This is a genomic window from Nocardia terrae, from assembly GCF_009760405.1.
Lineage (GTDB): Bacteria > Actinomycetota > Actinomycetes > Mycobacteriales > Mycobacteriaceae > Nocardia > Nocardia terrae.
On the sequence record NZ_WRPP01000002.1, the window covers coordinates 660,038 to 678,709 of the forward strand.

An 18,672-nucleotide genomic window follows, 5' to 3' on the forward strand; every position below is an offset into this window, starting at 1 on the left:
GCCGGGAGCCGCTGACCGATGAGGGGTCGGCGGCTCCCGCGCTCAATACATCAACGCCTGACCCATCACCACCGCGTAAACCGCAGCCTCCCAAGGATCCGCCTCGACCCCACCGAGAATCTCGTCCAGTATCGGCGCACTCACCAGGCTGCCCGTCCCGTAATGCCCACTCGCCCTGGCACTGGCGATAACCGTGTAGATCACGACCGCCAACACCTCCGACCGAGGTGCGAGCACATAACCACCCGCACTCTCATGCACACGCAATCGCTCCTCCACGGCGTCGATCACGTCTCGCAACACACGGATCTCGACCCGGCACATGTCGTCCATGTCAGATCCTCCAGGGCGGCCTGGGCGCCCGCTTCCCGATCCGAACCAGATACGTCTTCGCCTGCAACTTGGCCGCACACACGGTAATCGGACAATCCGCATGCTCCCGCAAGGCCCGTAACGCCTCACCCTCAGTCATCACCGCCCGGGCATCGTGCCCGGTCGCTGGAAGCCCGAACATCGTTGGAACCTCCCGTCATTCGGGGATTGCTGACACCACCAGCAGACCACCAGCACGCCGGTGCGACATGCAAAACTGGGATCCCAGACGAAGTTGGTTCAAATCCCCACGACTCGACCCGAATTCGCGGTACAACGGACCCATCTATCGGCCCAGCTTGATTCGAGTTCGCAGACAGAGGACTGGAACGATGACTAGCGAGGATGATCAAGACGCACCTGCCTCAACGCTGCCGAGACGACAGCTCGGACGCTTCCTTCGGGAAGAACGCGAAAAGAACGGCTTGACCATCGATGCGGCCGCCCGTCTTGTAGACCTGTCAAAATCGGCGCTTCAACGGCTGGAAGCCGGTCGTAATCAACGCATCCGAAAACAGGACATTCGAGCGCTGTGTGAGACCTACGGCGTGAAAGCCTCGGATACCGCGCAGGCCGTAAACCTGGGCGAGCAAGCCAAGGTCAAGAGCTGGTACCACGCCTACGGTGGCCTGTTCAATGACGAGTTCAATATGTACGTCGGCTTGGAAGCCTCAGCACGCCAACAGATCGTGTATCACGAGCAGGTCCCGGGCCTCTTACAAACTCGGGAGTACGCGCGAGTCTTGATCAGCGACTTCTATCGGGACAGCCCCTTGGACGACATCGAACGTCGAGTCGAGCTACGCATGAGACGGCAGATACTCGTCACCCGCAAAGCCGACCCGTTGAAACTGGAAGTGCTACTGCACGAGTCGGCTTTGCATCGGCTCATCGGTAGCCGGCGGTTGATGGCAGACCAGCTCCGGCGGTTGTCCGAGGTCGGGAAGTTGCCCAATGTCACTATCCGGATAAGTCCCTACGAAGCCGGAATGACGTGGGGCATCTTGCATGGTCAGTTTGTTCTCCTGGGCTTCGGCACCGATGCGATGGGGCGCGAGATCGAACCCCCGATCGTCTTCCTCGAGGGCGGCCCGAGCAGTGACGTGTACCTGGAGAAGGCCGCCGAAGTGCGACGCTACGATGAGTTGGCGAGTGCGATTCGCCAAACCGCCCTCGGCGAGAACGAAACACGAGACCTGATGAGGCGGGTCGCGAAGGAGTTCGACCGTGACCACTGATCTATCGGATGCCAACTGGTTCAAAAGCAGCTACAGCGAATCAGGCGGCAACTGTGTAGAGGTGGCCTTCCTCGGCGACGGAAGTGTCGCAATCCGCGACTCCAAGACCCCCACCGCCCCGGCCCTCATCTTCACCTCCGCCGAGTGGGCCACCTTCACCACCGCCATCACCACCAACACCCTCTGACCTTCCGCCGGGTGGCCCACCAGCGAGGTGATTTGCCCGATTACCCCCACGCCCGCCGAGTGGGCCACCTTCACCACCGGCATCCTCTGACCAGTCGCTGAATGGCGCACCAGCGAGGGGATTTGTCTGGGTTGCCCTCGGTGGTGTGCCGCTCGGCGGGTGGTTAGGGGGTTAGGGCTTTGTCGATCAGGGTGGGGTGGATGGGTGTTCGCCAGGGCTCGGGGTTGGAGCCGATGAGGATTTCGTCGAGGAGGGGGGCTTGGGCGATGCTGCCTGAGCCGTGGTGGCCGGAGGCTCGGGCGCTGGCTATTACCGCGCAGATGACGGTGGCGTAGATCTCGGAGCGGGGGGCGGGGGCGGGGGTGCCGGTGATTTCCATGTGGCGCAGGCGATCTTCTACGGCATCGATGATCTCGCGGACTGCGCGGATTTCGACATCATTTAGGCCATCCACCTCAGGACCCCCTGGGTGCGGGTCGGTGGTGGGATGGTGGAAGGGCGAACATCGGTGGAACCTCCCCTGATTCGGTTTCACGATCGGTACCAGCACACCATCAGCGACGAAATCAGACCGGTGGTTTCGGAGAATTCGGCGGGATCAGTTGGGGATTTCACGGTGTTGGATCAGGTCGAGAGCGTAGGCGGGCCACCAGACTCCGGCGGTCGGCTGGCCGGGGGCGCAGGGGCCGTCGGATTCGCCGGGGCGTTTGATCCACAGGTAGGCGTCCGCGTGGGGGGTGTTCGTGATGGTGGTGGGTGGCAGGCCGAGGCCCCGCTGCCAGGGGTTGCACCAGCTGCGGGGGCCGTCGGGAGGTGGGCCGGCGCCGTTGCGGGAGGTGTCGACGAGGTAGTGGCCGAAGCCGAGTCGGGCGGTGACCTGGTCGCCGTAAGCGCGTTCGTCGTCGGTGCGGTGGAAGTTGGAGACATTGAGGGTGAATCCCCTTGCGCGCTCGATGTGTACGGCGCGGAGTCGCCGGGCCAGCTCTTCGGCGGGCAGCCAGTTGGAGTTCCCGCCGTCCACGTAGACCGCGACCCGGGGTTCACTGGTGAAGCGGTCGACGGCATAGGCGAGCAGGCGGATGCGTTCGGCGGACTGCTCCGGGGTCAGGCAGGTGGCGTTGGCCAGGGCGTCGGGCTCGATGATCACGACGGTGTGCCGGCGGCCGATGCCCGCGGCGAAATGGTCTATCCAGCGCCGGTAGGCGTCGGCGTCGCTCACGCCGCCGCCGGGGACGTTTCCGCAGTCGCGGTGCGGGATGGCGTAGGCCACCAGGACGGTCAGCGCCGGTCCGGCCGCGGTCAGGTAGTCGTCGACGGCGGTGGTGAGTTGCTCGGGCGGGGTGGCGGAGTCGAACCAGCGAGCGGTCGGCTCGACCGCGATCGCGCGCAACGGCTCCTGGCCCGGTTCCCGCGCGGCGACCGCCGCCTGCGACTGGGGATCCACGTACAGCGCGTACCCGTCGAACGGATTCCCTTGCGCGGCTGGCGGATCAGGGACGGCGAAGAGGAAGGCCAGCAGGAGCAGGCCGACGATTCCTTTGCCGCGCATGTGCACCTCAACCGGGTCCGTCGAGCCCTCGCCGATGATGCTGCTGCACTCTACCGATCACAGAGAGCTCCGGGTCGTCCTTCGGGCCGGGAGCGCGACGGCGGAGGCCAGTGTGCCGCGAGTTCGCCACGGGAGCGCCGCGAAGAGTTTCGCCATGGCCGTGGCGGTGCCGGACAGGTTCTCGCGTTCGGAGAGGTAGGCGCGCTGGGCGGCGGGCGGCAGCATGAAGAAGGCGTCGAAGAACAGCGGCAGGTCGCTGTGTGGCAGGGCCAGCAGGGCGCGTAATCCGGCCTGGCGCAGCAGATGTACGACGCGGGCCGAGCCGGGCCAGATCGAATCACCGGCCACGACGGAGTCCGCCAGCCGCAGGGCGGCCGCGACGCTGTATCCGGTGGCGGGGTGGGTGAACGCGCCCGCGGCGCCGAACGCGGCGGCCTTCGGCGTGCCGCCGTGGACCGGGAAGCGGACCCGCTCGACGGGCTCGTCACCGGTGAGAGGGATTGCGCGGGAACGCAATCGGTGGAGCAGGCGTTCGCGCAGCACCGGCAGGTCCAGGGCCGGGCGGCCCGCCAGGCAGGTCTCCTCGAGCAGCATCCGTTCGTCGTCGAGCGGCACGGCGTACAGAAACGAGGGGGGCGCACCGGGTTCGGCCCCGTTGTCGTCTCGCCAGTCCATGAAATAGGTGTCCGGTTCCGGCCAATGCGCGCGTTCGACGATCAGTCCGAACGCGGTCTGCTCGGCGAGACCGGGGGAGCGGGCCACGCCGCGTGCGTCGATGACCCGGCCCGCCGGGAGCACCTGCCCGGAGCCGAGACGGACCGAGGGGAGATCGAGTCCGTGGGTGGTGTGCCGGGCCGGGCGGTCGATCCGGGTCACGTGATCTTGGACCAGTCGCGCGGCGGTGAGATCGAGTGAATCCCGGAGCGCGGGAGTGTCGAGAACCGTGTAGCGGCGATCGAGTTCGATGCGGCGGTCGGTCCAGGCGACCGGGCGCTCGATCGTCACGGCCACGGCCTCCGGCGCGAGCCATTCGGGCAGCTCATCGGCCCAGGCCGCATAGGTGGCCGTCCATACGCGGTGCGGGTGCGGATCGACGACGGTGACCGCCAGCCCGTGTGCCAGCGCACGGTGCGCGAGGGCGCGCCCCGCGGGCCCCGCGCCGCAGATGAGCAGATCGTCGGTCACCCCGTGATTGGATCATGACGTGTGACCCGCATACGCTTCGGGAATGTATGCCGAGCCGGGGAGGGCTCGGGCAGGCCGCGAAAGGTGATCTAGATGACGTATCCACCCGGCGGGTTCGGTGGCGATCCGAATGCCCATGGGCAGCAGCCGCAGGATCCGAATCCGGCATGGTGGGACCAGCCGCAGTCGACGGGTGGTGAACAGCCCGCCGAGGGGCAGGGCTGGCAGCCGACGCAGTTGAACATGGCTGTGCAGCAAGCACATCCGCAGCAGGGCTTCCCGCAGGACCCGGGTTACGGGCAGCAGCCCGGCTATCCGCAGGACGGCGGGTTCGGGCAGCCGCAGGGGTACGCGCAGGCTCCCGGGTACGCCCCGCAGCCGGGCTATCCGCAGCAGCCGGGGTTTCCGCCCCAGCAGCCGCCGAAGTCGAAGGCCGGACTGATCGTCGGCGTGATCGCCGCCGTGGTCGTGGTGCTGGCGGTCGCGGTGGGCGCGATCGTGCTCGTGTCCAAGAAGGACGACTCCTCGCAGGCCGCCGCCACCTCCACCACGAGTGTGACGACCTCGGACTCAGCGCCCACCACCACCCGGGGGAGCGCGCCGACCACGAGCAAGGCCGCCGCGCCCGGCGGAAAGAAGTTCAGCTACACCGAATACGGCAAGGACTGGAACTTCAAGTTCGGTGACGTCGCCCTGCAGGCGACCTACGTCTCCGGACGCGACTTCGACAGCTGCGCACCGGTCGAGGCCAACGGCAAGCTGACCGGCCTCGGCTGCACGGCCGCCTCGGAGATGGCGTGGAAGTCCGAGAACGGCGGGCTCATGCTGACCCAGCTGGTGCTCACCATGTCGGACGAGACGAAGGCATCCGCGGCCGTGGACCAGTTCGAGGACGACGACGTGGTGTTGCCGAGCGGCAGCTACATCGCCGATTTCGACACCGGCAAGTGGATGGACGGCAACCAGGGCAAGTTCCTGGTCATCACCGAGGTCACCACGACCGCGGAGGTCGACGAGCCGACCGCGAGCAAGTACCTCAAGTACCGCCACAAGGACACCATCGGCGCGCTCATGTTCCGCTGAGCGACCGCCTCGCCCGGCACCGAATCACGGTGCCGGGCGCGGAGTTCCGGCTCAGATGCCGCCGGTGGCGAGCAGTCCGCCGTCGACCCGCACGGTGGTGCCGGTGATCCACGCGGACTCGCTGGAGGACAGGAATCCGATCAGCGCGGCCACATCCTCGGGCGACCCGAGCCGCTTCATCGGATACACCCCCGCGGCCGCCTCCTCGTCCGCCGAGTACAGCGCGTCCGCGAACTTCGTCTTGATCACGCCCGGCGCGACCGCGTTCACCCGGATCTTCGGTCCCAGCTGCCAGGCCAGTTCCTCGGTGAGCCGGATCAGCGCCGCCTTGGACGCCCCGTAGGCGGCGATCACCCCGGTGGACCGCAGCCCGGCGACGCTGGCCACATTGACCACCGCGCCGCCGTGCTCACCCATCCACGCCTTGTACGCCTCCTGGACATATCCCAGCGCCGCAACGACATTCACGTCGAAGATCTTGCGCACGGCCTCCAGATCGGCCTCCATCAGCGACCCGTACACCGGATTGATCCCGGTGTTGTTCACGAGCACGTCCAGCGACCCGAACTGCTCGACCGCCGTGGCCACCTGCAACGCCCGAGCCTCCGCGTCCCCGGAGTTCCCGGCAACCGCGACCACCTTCCCCGGATGCCCCAGCCCCCGCAGCCGCTCCGCCGCCTCTTCGAGCGGCTCCGGCTTCCGCGCCGAGATCACCACATTGGCCCCCCGCCCGAGCAGCTCCGCCGCCACCGCGAACCCGATACCCCGGCTGGCCCCGGTAACCAGCGCACTCTTGCCGAACAAGTCATCACTCATATGACGGCACGTTACGTCAGTCCCTTGATCTGGGCGAATTCGCTCCTGATAAAGGGTTCACGCAGTCGCAGTATGCCCCGGGAATGTCCTGTCATGCCGGATGGGTGGGTCGCCATGTGGAGATTTCGGGCAGGTCGAATCGTGTTACGAGCTCGGCGTCGGCGAAGACGACGATGCGTGCGATTCTTCCTCCAATCAGAGTCAGGGTGCATATGCCGTATGCGTGATAGAGCTCGTCTGCGCCGTGCTGGTATATCGCCAGGGCCGGGGATTCGTTGGCCCGGGTTGGGACCAGGTGCCACAGTCCTGGAGCGGTGAGGATCATGTTGCCCATGAAGCCGCAGACCGCGTCGCGGCCGGTGAACCAGGTTGGAATCGGCGGCATTTCGAGTTCGACGTCGGCGCGCAACAGCGTGGTGAGTCCTGCGATGTCGGCGTGTTCGAATGCCGTGACATAGCGGTCGAGCAGGGCCTGCAGCTGGGGTTCTGCCGGCTCACCCAGGTCGGCCTCGATCGGGCCGATCGACGCGAGTTGTGTGCGGGCGCGTCGCAGTGCGCTGTTGACCGCCGTCGTGCTGGTATCCAGCATGAGGGCTACCTCGCTGGCCGGCCAGCCCAGGACGTCTCGCAGCACGAGAACCGCCCGCTGCCTGGCCGACAGGTGCTGCAGCGCGGCGATGAACGCCAGTCGGATCGTGCCGCGAAGGCTGACGACGGTGGCGGGGTCGCCGGTGGTGGCGTGCAGGATTGTGTCCGGGGCGGGTTGCAGCCAGGCGATCCTGGGCTCGGCTTCGGCAAGGGGAACGTCCGCGAATTCGGAGGGCGCGCGCAACCCGGAGGGGAGCGGGCGTCGCCGGCGGGTCTGCAGCGCGGTCAGGCACGCGGAGGTTGCGATCTTGTACAGCCAGGTGCGTACCGAGGCGCGACCTTCGAATCGGTCGAAGTATCGCCATGCGCGTATATAGGTGTCTTGGACCAGGTCTTCGGCTTCGTCGATCGAGCCGAGCATCCGGTAGCAGTAGGCGAGCAACTCGGTGCGATAGCCGCTGGTGAGCTGCTCGAAGTCGCCGACTTCATGGGCTGCGTTCATGACATTCCTTCGTTCTGTTCGAGCACACGCGTTCTGTTCGAACACACGGCGGCGGCTCGGCCACGCCGGGCGTGTCCCCGCGCGGCCGAGCCGGTCACCGCGGTGATCACACACTCTTCGGCAACTCGGCGAATTGCTTCTCGAGTGCCTTGGTGACACCGGTACGCCAGCCCTCGGCCAACTGCTCCGACACCGGGTCAGGGAAGATGTCGTCGTCACCGGCTTCCACCCCGTCGAAGATCGCCGCCGCGACGGACTCCGCGGACGCCATGGGCAGCGGGATGGTGAGATCGGCGTTCATCTCGGTGTCCACCGGCCCGGGAAGGACCGCGTGAACAGCCACCCCGGCATCGGCCAGGTACATTCGCTGAGCCTGGGTCATCGAGAGTGCGGCTGCTTTGGAGATCGAGTAAGAGGGACTGAACGGCGTGGGCGCGATGCTGGCGAGCGAATGAATGTTGACGATCGCCGCACCGCGAGGCAGCAACGGCAGAAACGCTTGTATCACAGCGCGGGGACCGAAGAGGTTGACCGCAAGCTGCTGTTCCAATACCGCCTGATCGCCGAGATCGTCGAATGCCGTCACGCCCGCGTTATTGATAAGAATGTCGAGCGATTCGACTTGCTCGACGGCCTGTTGAATCAGCGATGAATCGGTCACATCCAAGGTCAACGGGGTAACACGATCATCCGGATGCGTCAGAGGTTTCCGTGTCCCTACATACACGCGCCGCGCGCCGCGCTTCAAGGCTTCGCTGACCAAGGCCCGTCCGATGCCCCGACCTCCTCCGGTCACCAGTATCGCGCTGTCTGCAATCTTCGTCATTTGACGTGCTCTCCTGAGCTAGTGGCTCGTTATCCGTCGGTCGACCGCGTCCGTGGTCCCACTTCCGCACAGCCCTGCCTGCTGTCCTATGCAGCAGCTGCCCGTCGGAGTGTCAGGACCGACGAGATATAGACAATCGGCGGCGCCAGAACTCGTCGCGACACCAACGGGAGTCGAGTTCGCGTGGCGACCTGATCGCGGACACGCGGGCCACATGGGAGATCGGACCGAACGGTGCGCCGTCGCGGCGACGAGTCCGACGGTGCTGGTTTGTCTACATAGCGAGAGGCAACGCAGGCAGGACCGGCGCCTCGGCGCTGCCTGGGCCGGGTCCGCGAGGTGGAGGCAACTATTCATGGGCAAGACGTATGTCGTCTGCGGTGCGAGCGGCCGTGTCGGGTTACTAGTGGCGCAACACTTGCTGGCGCAGGGCCATCGGGTGCGTGCGGTGACGCGGGACCCGAGCAGACTCGATTGGCTCGCCGCACAGGGCGCACAGGTGTGCGGGGGCTCGATCCAGGATCCAGGTTTCCTGACCGAGGTTATGCGTGGTGCCGATGCGGCATTCGTGCTCACGCCTGTCGACACCACCCAGCAGGATGTCAATCGCGTGCAGCGGCGGGTGATCGACGCTACGACTACCGGGATCCGAGAGTCCGGTGTCGGCCATGTCGTGTTGCTGAGCAGTTGGGGCGCCGAGCTTGCCGAACCAGTCGGTGGCATCATCGCCTGCCATTGGTTCGAAGAGAAGTTGAACACGATCGACGGACTGAACGTCGTCCATTTGCGGCCGGTCTGGTTCATGGAGAATTTCCTGTGGAACATCGGTCTGATCAAGACCGCGGGCATCAATGGCTCCGTGGTCGCGCCGCACACTTCGTTTCCGATGATCGCGACCCCCGATATCGCGTCCGTCGCTGCGGATTATCTGGGTTCGCTGTCGTTCGAGGGCCGCAGTGTGCGGTACCTGAACGGCGCACGGGACTACACCCTCGTGGAGGCCACCCGGATACTGGGCGCGGCCATCGATCGCCCCGGCCTCCGGTACTCCCGCATGCCGCAGGTGGTGCTCGAGAAGGGAATGGTCGACTCGGGTGGATTGACGCCGGGCGCAGCGGAATTCGTGACCGAGATCGGTCTCGGAATCAGTTCGCGACTCGTCCACGCTGAACCCCGCTCGGCGGCCAACACCACACCGACCACCCTGGAGACCTTCGCTGGAGAAGTCTTCGCGCCCGCCTACCACGCCGCGCCGGACGCGCCCCTGCGCGCCCGAGTTGGCGGCGCCGCCCTGCGCGCAATGCTCACCGCCATCGGACGACGCCCCGTGTAAACGCCGAAGGACGCACGAGGATCCTGGCGGCTACCGAGGGCCTGGGCGATCTCGCCCGAAGTGAGCAGCGCAGGGCGAACGGAAGCTCGACGTCGGCGACGGTGCCATCCTGAAGACCAGCGGATCCATTATCGAAGTGCTGGTGGGCAACTCGGACTTCCGCGTAACCGGTTACTCCCGGCATGCGATCTCCGACGACGTTCTCGCCGGGCTTGCCAAGGCAGCGGCTGCATCACAGGTGGACGGGGTCAGGGTTCGATGGTGACCTTGATGGCCTCGCCGCGCTCCACGATGCCGAAGGCGTCCAGCGCCTCGGCCAGCGGCAGGCGGTGGGTGATGAGGTCCTTGACCGGCACCCGGCCGGTGGCGATGTAGTCGAGTGCGCGCCGATTGTGTTCGGGCGCTGAGCCGTTGGCGCCGTGGATGTGCAGCTGGCGGTAGTGCACCACGTTGGAGTCGCAGGTGATGGTGGGATCGGTTTTGGGCAGGCCGCCGAAGAAGGAGATGCGGCCGTTGCGGGCGGCCATGGCGATGGCCTGCTCCTGGGTGACGTTGGCGGCGGTGGCGGTGATGATGACGTCGGCGCCGCGGCCGCCGGTCAGCTCCAGGACCCGTTGCACGGCATCGACTTCGGCGGCATTGATCACCTCGTCGGGCTGGACGGCGTGGGCCGACAGCTTCAGCCGGTCGGCATTGACGTCGATGAGATAGACCGGGCCGCAGCGGTGCACACCGCGTGCGATGCGCGTGTGCATGCAGCCGATCGGGCCCGCGCCGAAGATCACGACGGTGTCGCCCGCCTCGATCCCCAGCAGTTCCTGGGCATTGATCGCGCAGGCGAACGGTTCGGCCGCCGACGCCTCGTCGTAGCCGACATTGTCGGGAATCCGGTTGAGGCCGTTCACCTTCAGCACTTGACTCGGCACGATCATGTATTCGGCGAAGCCGCCGTCGTACTGGTAGCCGATCGAGGTCTGATTGCGGCACACCGCCATCCAGCCTTTGCGGCACTCGTGGCATTCCCCGCACGGGACCGCGGCGATCACCTGCGCGCGGTCGCCGACGCGCCAGTCGCCGCCGTAGCGTTCGTTCACCGCCGCGCCGACTTCCACGATCTCCCCGGCGATCTCGTGCCCGAGGGTGCGCGGCGGGGTGAGGTTCTGATGCCCGTTGTGGCGGATCTTGACGTCGGTGCCGCAGGTCGAACAGTTGCGCACCCGTAGCTTGATCTCGTCCGGGGCGCAGTCGGGTTCGGCGATCTCCTCGAGCCGGATGTCCTCGGGTGCGTAGTAGCGCAACGCCTTCATGGGTCTTCCTTCCGCATTTCTGGCAGGGGCCGTGCCCCTCCGCCTCACCGTAGCGCCAATCGGGCGCAAAGCCACAGGTTTTCGTGCCCATTTATGCCCGATTGCTTGCGGTCGTGCCCGATTCTGCGGTCTACTACTTCAGGAGATGTGGCCCGAGTCACATAGTCTTCGATATTGTTCAGAGGAAGTAAGTCAAGATGTCTATCTCCCCACCGGAGCCTCGCCTCGGCACGCGGGTACACGTGCAGCGGGTCGGTTCATTCCTGTCGAACATGGTCATGCCGAACATCGGCGCGTTCATCGCCTGGGGCCTGCTCACCGCACTGTTCATCGAGAAGGGCTGGATCACCTCCCTGACCGGCGATCTGTTCGGCAAGCACAGCTGGGTCGCGCACATCGGCGGGTGGGGCGACTACGCGCACGGCGGCATCGTCGGCCCGACCATCACCTACCTGCTGCCCATCCTGATCGGATACACCGGCGGCAGAATCGTTTACGACACTCGCGGCGCGGTGGTCGGCGCGATCGCCACCATGGGCGTCATCGCCGGCACCGATGTGCCGATGTTCCTGGGCGCGATGATCATGGGACCGGTCGCCGGCTGGGTCATCAAACGGCTGGACGGGTTGTGGGAGGGCAGGATTCGCCCCGGCTTCGAGATGCTGGTCGACAACTTCTCGGCGGGTATCGCGGGTGCGGTCCTGGCCACCGGCGGATTCTTCGGTGTGGGACCGGTGGTTTCGGCGTTCAGCCGGGCGGCCGGCAATGTGGTGAACTTCCTCGTCGATCACGGGCTGCTGCCGCTCACCTCGATCTTCATCGAGCCCGCCAAGGTGCTGTTCCTCAACAACGCGGTCAACCACGGCGTGCTGACTCCGCTGGGCACCACCCAGGCCGCCCAGAACGGCAAGTCGATTCTGTTTCTGCTGGAGGCGAATCCGGGTCCGGGCCTGGGTCTGCTGATCGCGTTCTGGATGTTCGGCAAGGGCATGGCCAAGAGTTCGGCGCCCGGCGCGGCCATCATCCACTTCATCGGCGGCATCCACGAGGTCTACTTCCCGTATGTGCTGATGAAGCCGAAGCTGATCCTGGCCGCCATCGCGGGCGGCATGGTCGGCGTCTTCGTCAATGTGGTGTTCGGGTCGGGCCTGCGCGCGCCCGCCGCGCCCGGGTCGATCATCTCGGTCTACGCGCAGACGGCCAGCGGCAGCTATATCGGGGTCACGCTGTCGGTATTGGGTGCCGCCGGGGTGTCGTTCCTGGTCGCCGCCGTGCTGTTGAAGACCGACAAGTCCTCGGGCGAACTGGATCTGGCGCAGGCCACCGCCACCATGGAGTCCATGAAGGGCAAGCGGTCGGTCGCCGCCGCGGCACTGCTCGGGGCACCCGGCGGGTCCGCGGCCGTCCCGGCCATCTCCCGCATCGTCTTCGCCTGCGACGCGGGCATGGGCTCCTCGGCGATGGGGGCGTCGGTGCTGCGCAAGAAGATTCGCGATGCGGGATTCGGCGAGGTCACTGTGGTCAACAAGGCCATCTCGAACCTCACCGACACCTATGACCTGGTGGTCAGCCACCGGGATCTGACCGACCGGGCGCGCACGAAAACCCCGTCGGCCCTGCATGTCTCGGTCGAGGACTTCATGAACAGCCCGCAGTACGGCGAGATCGTGGCGCTGCTGACCCGCACCGACGATCCAGTCCCGGAACCCGATGCGGCGGCGCCGGAACCGAGCACCGATGTGCTGCCGCTGGATTCGATCGTGCTGGCGGGCGCGGCGGACACCAGTGCCGACGCCATCACGGAGGCGGGTGAGCTGCTGCTCGCCGCGGGCGCGGTGGACCGGTCCTATATTCCGGCCATGCACGAGCGGGAGCGCCTGACCACCACCTATATGGGCAATGGGCTCGCGATCCCGCACGGCACCAATGAGGCCAAGTCCAGCATCCACCGGGCGGGGCTGTCGGTGGTGCGCTACGCCCGGCCCATCGACTGGCACGGCAAGCCCGTCGAATTCGTCATCGGCATCGCCGGGGCCGGGGACGACCACCTCGCGCTGCTCAACCGGATCGCCCAGGTGTTCATCGACGAGGAACAGGTGCGGCGCCTGCAAGCGGCGAGCACGCAAGCCGAGATCAAACAGGTGCTCGACGCCCGGGCCTGATGGCGAGGCGGACCGTGGTCACGTATGAGGGGACCACGGTCCGCAATGATGTTCAGACACAAGCCAACATATTCGAACACCGGATCGGAGGATCGGCATGTACGTCGAGGAGCGGCAGCAGGCCATCGCCACCCTGGTCGGGCAGCTCGGCCGGGTGTCGGTCACCGAGCTGGCCGAGCGCTTCGACGTCACCGCCGAAACCGTGCGCCGTGACTTGGCGGCGCTCGATCGCATGGGCCTGGTGCGGCGGGTACACGGCGGCGCGATGCCCGCCGGCGCGCTGACCGCGCTGGAGCTGGGCACCACCGAACGCGAGCACAGCCGCTCCCCGGAAAAGGATCGAATCGCCAAGGCGGCTTTGGAGTTCCTGCCACCCTCGGGCGGCAGCGTGCTGTTCGACGCGGGCACCACCACCGGCCGGGTGGCCGCACTGCTGCCCGCCGACCGGGAACTGGTCACCGTCACCAACTCGCTGCCCATCGCGACCCGGCTGTCCGGGCATCCGGGGGCGCAGGTGCATCTGCTCGGCGGGCGGGTGCGCGGATTGACCCAGGCCGCCGTCGGACCGCAGACGCTGCGCGCACTCGGCGAGCTGCGCGTGGATGTCGCCTTCATCGGCACCAACGCCCTGACCGTCGGCCACGGGCTGTCCACGCCCGACACCGACGAAGGCGCGGTGAAACACGCCATGATCGCTACCGCGCACCGGGTGGTGGTGGTCACCGACTCCAGCAAGCTCGGGCGGGAGGACTTCGTCCGCTTCGCCACTCTCGACGACATCGACGTGCTGGTCACCGACAGCGACGTGCCCGCACCGGTGCGAAACGAGCTGGAACAGTTCGGAACCGACGTGGTGATCGCATGAGCGTGACCCTGACCGCCGATCCGGGCATCGACCGCACGGCCCGGTTCGGGGAGTGTGGCGCGATCAGTCCACCAGAGCTCGTGCGCGCGGCTCGGGCACTCCCAGCAGGAGCAAGCTGGTGATCGTCGCCGCGCGGGCGTCGAGGGTTTGATCGGAGCGGCCCTCGTCCGCGATGGCGAATACCGCGGCGTAGGCCATCTGGCCGAGAAGGCCCGCCGGCAGGTGTCGCCCGAATGCCCCGATGTCCTGGCCTCGTCGCACGAGGTCGGCAAGGATCTCGTCGACCGGTCGCAGCAGGGCGTGGATCTCCGCGCCGTGCTCGCCGCGCCGAAGCGCCAGCAGTACCCGGTACCGGTGCGCCAACGGCCACAGGTGGGCGACGAAATCGACCCATACCGCCTCGACCTCGCCGTTGGACGCGTTGATTTCGGTGAGCACGGCGACGATCTCGTCCACCGCTCGTCGCGCGAGGGTTCGAACGAGGTCGGCGCGGGTGGGGAAGTGGCCGTAGACCGTGCGGCGGACCACGCCCGCCGCGGAGGCGATGTCGCCCATGCCGGCGTCCGGGTTCCGACCCAGGACCTCGAGCGCGACATCGAGGATGAGACTCCGCGTGTCGTTCATGGAGCGTGCCCGGGCGGATTCGATCTGCACCACCCGACCATCATTGCACACGGGTGTGCAACGGCGTAGATTTGCACACCAGTGTGCAATGCACACCGGTGTGCAGCAAGAGTTCAGGAGAACACGCCAATGGCCGCATCGACGCCCGCACCCTCGCCCCTCGTCCGTCCCTTCACCGTCGCGATCCCCGACTCCGAGGTCGAGGACTTGAAGCAGCGACTGGCCAGAACACGATGGCCGGATCCGGAGACCGTCCCCGACTGGTCCCAAGGCGTCCGCCTGGAGAACGCCAAAGCGCTGATCGACTATTGGCAGCGCGAGTACGACTGGCGTCGATTCGAGTCGGAGCTCAATCGTTTCCCGCACTTCCTGACCACGATCGATGGACTGGAGATCCACTTCATCCATGTCCGATCCGAGAATCCGAATGCGATGCCGCTGCTGCTGACGCACGGATGGCCGGGCTCGATCGTCGAATTCCTGAAACTGATCGGTCCGCTGACCGACCCGGCGGCGTTCGGCGGAAACGTCGAGGACTCCTTCGACGTGGTCATCCCGTCGCTGCCCGGATTCGGGTTCTCCGAGAAGCCGACCGAGCCGGGGTGGACCGTCTCCCGCATCGCGCACGCGTGGGTGGAACTCATGAAGCGTCTCGGCTACGAGAACTGGGCGGCTCAAGGCGGTGACTGGGGTGCCGTCGTCACCACCGCCCTCGGCGCCATGCGGCCCGAGGGGCTGCTCGGAGTTCACTTGAACACCCAATACGTTTATCCCGCACAGATACCCGACCGGCTCTCGTCCGACGAGCGGCACGCGGTCGACACCCTCGCCCTCTACACCGGTGATCTCGGTGGATCCAATCACCTTCAGGCCACCAAACCCGAGACCGTGGGATTCGCGCTGGCGGACTCTCCGGCGGGCCAAGCGGTTTGGATCTACGAGAAGTTCCAATCCAAGACCGACAATCACGGGCTCGCCGAGGACGCTCTCGGCACCGATGACATGCTCGACACGATTTCGCTCTACTGGTTCACCAACAGCGCCGCCTCCTCCGGCCGCATCTACTGGGAGAACAAGTCGGCCAGCCTCGCCGGGCCCGAACTCACCCTGCCGGTCGCGGTGACGGTGTTCCCCCGCGATATCCCGCACCCCCCGCGAAGCTGGATCGAAGCCACCTACGCCGACCTCATCCACTACGGCGAGGCCGACCGCGGCGGACATTTCGCAGCCCTCGAGCAACCCGAAATCCTGATCAGCGAAATCCGTGCCGGCCTCCGAAGTCTTCGCTCCGATCGTGACCCTCGTGGCCTCCCGCCACGACCCTTCGGCTGAACGCCGTCTCTGCACATCCTCATCCCGGTGACGGCGTGCTTTACGTACTTCCCGAGGGCAAACCCATGCCGGGTCATCTCGGTCCGAAGGTGTCGCGGGCCAGGAGGGTGGTCTTGGCGGTGATGCCCAGTGCCGCCAGGGCGGCGGTGGGCATCACCGCAGGCCGAAGCTCTGCAGAACGCGGCGCGGCATTCGGACGCCGCGCGCTGCACGGTCACCGCTGCCGTGGAAGCCGACGCGCTGCGGCTCGTAATCGCCGACGACGGCACCGGATTCGACGGTGAGGCGCGGCGGGGACTCGGGCTGCGGAACATGGCCGAGCGGGCCGAGGAGATCGGTGGGCTCGCGAACTCCGGCAACGACATCCGGACCTGGCCGTCCTCATCCTGTCCATGGCCGACGACGAGCACACCGCCGCGACCGCACTGTCCGTCGTTGTCTGTGCCGGGAAATCCTGGCCATTCGAGATTTCAGCCGCCTGACAACGGCTCGGGAACCGACTCGACCAGCAGGGCGTGGTCGTGGGTATTCTCGCGGCGGTCTCAGCGATGGGAGTCGTCGGAATCGGGACGGCCGCAGCCGATCCCGCACCCCACGACGCGGTGTTGCGCACCGATCCGGTCTGGCAGGCATGGGGCGATGTCATGGACTGGCACACCGGCCATTGCCTGTAGCCGCACCCGAAGAAGCCTTCATCGTCGTCGCCCGCGCACTGCGCGGGGTCAGGCTTCCCCGCCTTCGTCGCGCCAGGAGAGGAGGGACGAGGGGCGGTGGTCGGGGCGCCAGGGGAGGGTGGCGGCCACGACGACGGCGGCGAGGATGAGGGTGGCGACGGTGACATAGGAGGCGGCGTGGACGCCGTCCATGGTGGCGACTTTCATTGCGTGGACGAGACTTTCCTTCGCCGTGGCGGCGAGCGGGTTGACGGGGGTGCGCGAGATTTCCAGGACGCTGATGGGGGTGTCGCGGGCGAGGTCCTTCTGGGCGGCGGTCATGAGCCGGTCGGGGACGGCGTCGATACGGGTTCCGACGCGGGCGGCGTAGATCGAGGTGACGACCGAACCCAGTACCGCGACACCGAGCGCGCCGCCGACCTCGCGGGTGGTGTCGTTGACCGCCGATCCCGCGCCCGCCTCGCGCAGCGGGACCGAGCCCATGATCGAGTCGGTCGCCGGACCCTGCACGATCGCGAAACCCAGGCCCATCAGGATCATCGAACCCAGCACCGGCCCGACGTAGGGGGTGTCGACGGTGATCCGCCCGGCGATGTACATCGCCGCGGCCAGCATCAGCAGGCCGGACACCAGCATGACCGTGGTGCCGACTCGCTGCGCCAGCACGGTCGAGATCGGTGCGCCGAGCGCGACCGCGGCGGCGAAAGGCAGTGAGTGGACCCCGAATTCGAGGGGTGAGAGTTCCTTGACGCCCTGGAAGTACTGGGTGATCAGGAACAGGAATCCGAAGACGCTGAAGTACGACAGCGTGATCGCCAGCGACGGCACCGCGAAGCGGCGGATGGTGAACAGCCGCATGTTCAGCACCGGGGCGGGAACGCGCAATTCCCAGGCCACGAAGGCGGTCAGGGCGAGGATCGAGATCGCGTACGCGGCAAGGCTTTCGGTCGACAACCAGCCGTGCTTCGGCGCCTCGATGATCGACCACACCAACAGCGTCACCCCCACCAGTGACAGCGAGAGACCCGTGCGATCGAGCCGATCGACATGTCCGGCACGCGATTCCGGCACGGTCGCCAGCACGGCCACGATGGCGATCACCGCGATCGGCACGTTGATCCAGAACACCGAATGCCAGGAGAAGCGTTCGAGCAGCCAGCCGCCGGTGACGGGTCCGATCGCGATGGCGATGCCCGCCATGGCGGTCCACAACGCGATGCCCGCGGCCCGCTCGCGCGGTCCGGTGGCGATATTGGTGATCAGCGCCAGCGTCGCCGGGAAGACCACCGCCGCGAACACACCCATCCCCGCGCGCGCCGCGATGACCTGCCCGATCTCCGTCGACATCGCACCGAGCGCCGACATCACCGCGACCCCGGCCAACCCGATGATCATCAGCCGTCGCCGCCCATACCGATCACCGAGGTGCCCCATCGCCAGCAGCAACCCCGCGAAGGCCAGCGTGTAGGCATCCACGACCCACTGCAACCCGGCCATATCGGCCCGCAACTGCACCGCCATCTCCGGCAGCGCCACGTTGACCAGCGTGTTGTCGAGCACCACGAGCAGCTCGGCCAGGCAGATGGCAATGATCGCGGCCGTTTTCGCATGCCGCGACAGCCCCGCCGAGCTCGCCATCGTCGCTGACGTCGTCACCTGACCACCTCCTGGGTATACCGATCGGTTTACTATTGGTGACGATAGCCCTCCGCGGATTGCCTGTACATAGCTGAGTCGAAGTCGTCGTGAGGGCGTTGGAGGCCGATCGGCAGACCGGGTATGCCGATGCAACTCCGGCGACATGAACGGGCCGCTCGAAAGAAACGAAAATACGGACCGTATGGTCTATTAAATATTGCACCGAGTGGTCGGATGTCTCGTTTGGGATGCGTATAAATTGCTGACGCGATTCCGTCTGTGGAAAACTCGCTTCCGAAACGCGATCCGACCCTAGACTGCATGGTCAGTCGGGGGTTTTCCGGTCTTTCACACAGCGAGGTTGTAGTAGCATGATTTATCTCATCTGGCA

The 18,672-nt window shown here is 66.5% G+C and carries 18 protein-coding genes; 8 read left to right on the forward strand and 10 right to left on the reverse strand.

The features are described from left to right. Positions 1–42: 42 nt before the first annotated feature. On the reverse strand, positions 43–333 hold the full coding sequence (locus tag GPX89_RS12990) for a hypothetical protein (protein ID WP_157387704.1): 291 nt from the start codon (positions 331–333) through the stop codon (positions 43–45). Positions 334–704: 371 nt separating this feature from the next. Between GPX89_RS12990 and GPX89_RS12995 the strand changes: the two genes are divergently transcribed. Then, positions 705–1,610 (forward strand): helix-turn-helix domain-containing protein, encoded by a 906-nt coding sequence (locus GPX89_RS12995; protein WP_157387705.1) that lies wholly within the window; start codon positions 705–707, stop codon positions 1,608–1,610. Continuing rightward, a complete protein-coding gene (locus tag GPX89_RS13000) occupies positions 1,600–1,797 on the forward strand; it encodes a DUF397 domain-containing protein (RefSeq protein ID WP_328601779.1) in 198 nt (65 codons plus the stop codon). The genes GPX89_RS12995 and GPX89_RS13000 overlap by 11 nt, the downstream gene beginning before the upstream one ends. A gap of 163 nt (positions 1,798–1,960) precedes the next feature. Here GPX89_RS13000 and GPX89_RS13005 read toward each other — a convergent pair whose 3' ends face one another. From GPX89_RS13005 to GPX89_RS13015, 3 genes are all read right to left on the reverse strand, one after another. Next, positions 1,961–2,251, reverse strand: a complete 291-nt coding sequence (locus GPX89_RS13005; protein WP_157387706.1) for a hypothetical protein — start codon at positions 2,249–2,251, stop codon at positions 1,961–1,963. A 144-nt stretch (positions 2,252–2,395) separates the two neighbouring features. Continuing rightward, a complete protein-coding gene (locus GPX89_RS13010) occupies positions 2,396–3,346 on the reverse strand; it encodes a glycoside hydrolase family 6 protein (protein ID WP_157387707.1) in 951 nt (316 codons plus the stop codon). A gap of 57 nt (positions 3,347–3,403) precedes the next feature. Next, positions 3,404–4,531, reverse strand: a complete 1,128-nt coding sequence (locus GPX89_RS13015; RefSeq protein ID WP_328601780.1) for a lycopene cyclase family protein — start codon at positions 4,529–4,531, stop codon at positions 3,404–3,406. Between the two features lie 93 nt (positions 4,532–4,624). On the opposite strand from GPX89_RS13015, the gene GPX89_RS13020 reads away from it, so the two are divergent. Beyond that, positions 4,625–5,614, forward strand: a complete 990-nt coding sequence (locus GPX89_RS13020) for a hypothetical protein (protein ID WP_157387708.1) — start codon at positions 4,625–4,627, stop codon at positions 5,612–5,614. Between the two features lie 51 nt (positions 5,615–5,665). Here the strand turns inward: GPX89_RS13020 and GPX89_RS13025 are convergent, their stop codons facing one another. The 3 genes from GPX89_RS13025 to GPX89_RS13035 all read right to left on the reverse strand — a co-directional run bounded on the left by GPX89_RS13025 (position 5,666) and on the right by GPX89_RS13035 (position 8,346). Beyond that, a complete protein-coding gene (locus GPX89_RS13025) occupies positions 5,666–6,430 on the reverse strand; it encodes an SDR family oxidoreductase (protein ID WP_157387709.1) in 765 nt (254 codons plus the stop codon). Between the two features lie 91 nt (positions 6,431–6,521). After that, positions 6,522–7,739, reverse strand: coding sequence for a sigma-70 family RNA polymerase sigma factor (locus GPX89_RS13030; RefSeq protein WP_328601781.1), 1,218 nt, complete (start codon positions 7,737–7,739; stop codon positions 6,522–6,524). Further along, positions 7,627–8,346, reverse strand: a complete 720-nt coding sequence (locus GPX89_RS13035) for an SDR family NAD(P)-dependent oxidoreductase (RefSeq protein WP_157387711.1) — start codon at positions 8,344–8,346, stop codon at positions 7,627–7,629. Before GPX89_RS13035 ends, GPX89_RS13030 begins: the two co-directional genes overlap by 113 nt. A gap of 355 nt (positions 8,347–8,701) precedes the next feature. On the opposite strand from GPX89_RS13035, the gene GPX89_RS45865 reads away from it, so the two are divergent. Next, positions 8,702–9,679 carry an NAD(P)H-binding protein gene (locus tag GPX89_RS45865; protein ID WP_157387712.1) on the forward strand — a complete coding sequence of 326 codons (978 nt, stop codon included), beginning with the start codon at positions 8,702–8,704 and terminating at the stop codon, positions 9,677–9,679. A gap of 248 nt (positions 9,680–9,927) precedes the next feature. On the opposite strand, the gene GPX89_RS13045 is transcribed toward GPX89_RS45865, so the two are convergent. After that, positions 9,928–10,986 carry a zinc-dependent dehydrogenase gene (locus tag GPX89_RS13045; RefSeq protein ID WP_157387713.1) on the reverse strand — a complete coding sequence of 353 codons (1,059 nt, stop codon included), beginning with the start codon at positions 10,984–10,986 and terminating at the stop codon, positions 9,928–9,930. Between the two features lie 197 nt (positions 10,987–11,183). Here GPX89_RS13045 and GPX89_RS13050 point away from each other — a divergent pair, with 197 nt between their 5' ends. Then, positions 11,184–13,148: a PTS mannitol transporter subunit IICBA gene (locus GPX89_RS13050; protein WP_157387714.1), complete on the forward strand. Its 1,965-nt coding sequence runs from the start codon at positions 11,184–11,186 to the stop codon at positions 13,146–13,148. A 97-nt stretch (positions 13,149–13,245) separates the two neighbouring features. Then, positions 13,246–14,013 (forward strand): DeoR/GlpR family DNA-binding transcription regulator, encoded by a 768-nt coding sequence (locus GPX89_RS13055; RefSeq protein ID WP_157387715.1) that lies wholly within the window; start codon positions 13,246–13,248, stop codon positions 14,011–14,013. Between the two features lie 63 nt (positions 14,014–14,076). Here GPX89_RS13055 and GPX89_RS13060 read toward each other — a convergent pair whose 3' ends face one another. After that, complete coding sequence (locus GPX89_RS13060; protein ID WP_328601782.1) at positions 14,077–14,670, reverse strand: TetR/AcrR family transcriptional regulator; 594 nt, start codon at positions 14,668–14,670, stop codon at positions 14,077–14,079. A gap of 96 nt (positions 14,671–14,766) precedes the next feature. Here GPX89_RS13060 and GPX89_RS13065 point away from each other — a divergent pair, with 96 nt between their 5' ends. Continuing rightward, positions 14,767–15,969: an epoxide hydrolase family protein gene (locus GPX89_RS13065; protein WP_157387716.1), complete on the forward strand. Its 1,203-nt coding sequence runs from the start codon at positions 14,767–14,769 to the stop codon at positions 15,967–15,969. Between the two features lie 521 nt (positions 15,970–16,490). Continuing rightward, positions 16,491–16,643 carry a hypothetical protein gene (locus GPX89_RS13070; protein WP_157387717.1) on the forward strand — a complete coding sequence of 51 codons (153 nt, stop codon included), beginning with the start codon at positions 16,491–16,493 and terminating at the stop codon, positions 16,641–16,643. A gap of 48 nt (positions 16,644–16,691) precedes the next feature. Here the strand turns inward: GPX89_RS13070 and GPX89_RS13075 are convergent, their stop codons facing one another. Beyond that, complete coding sequence (locus tag GPX89_RS13075; protein WP_157388198.1) at positions 16,692–18,281, reverse strand: MFS transporter; 1,590 nt, start codon at positions 18,279–18,281, stop codon at positions 16,692–16,694. Between the last annotated feature and the right edge of the window lie 391 nt (positions 18,282–18,672).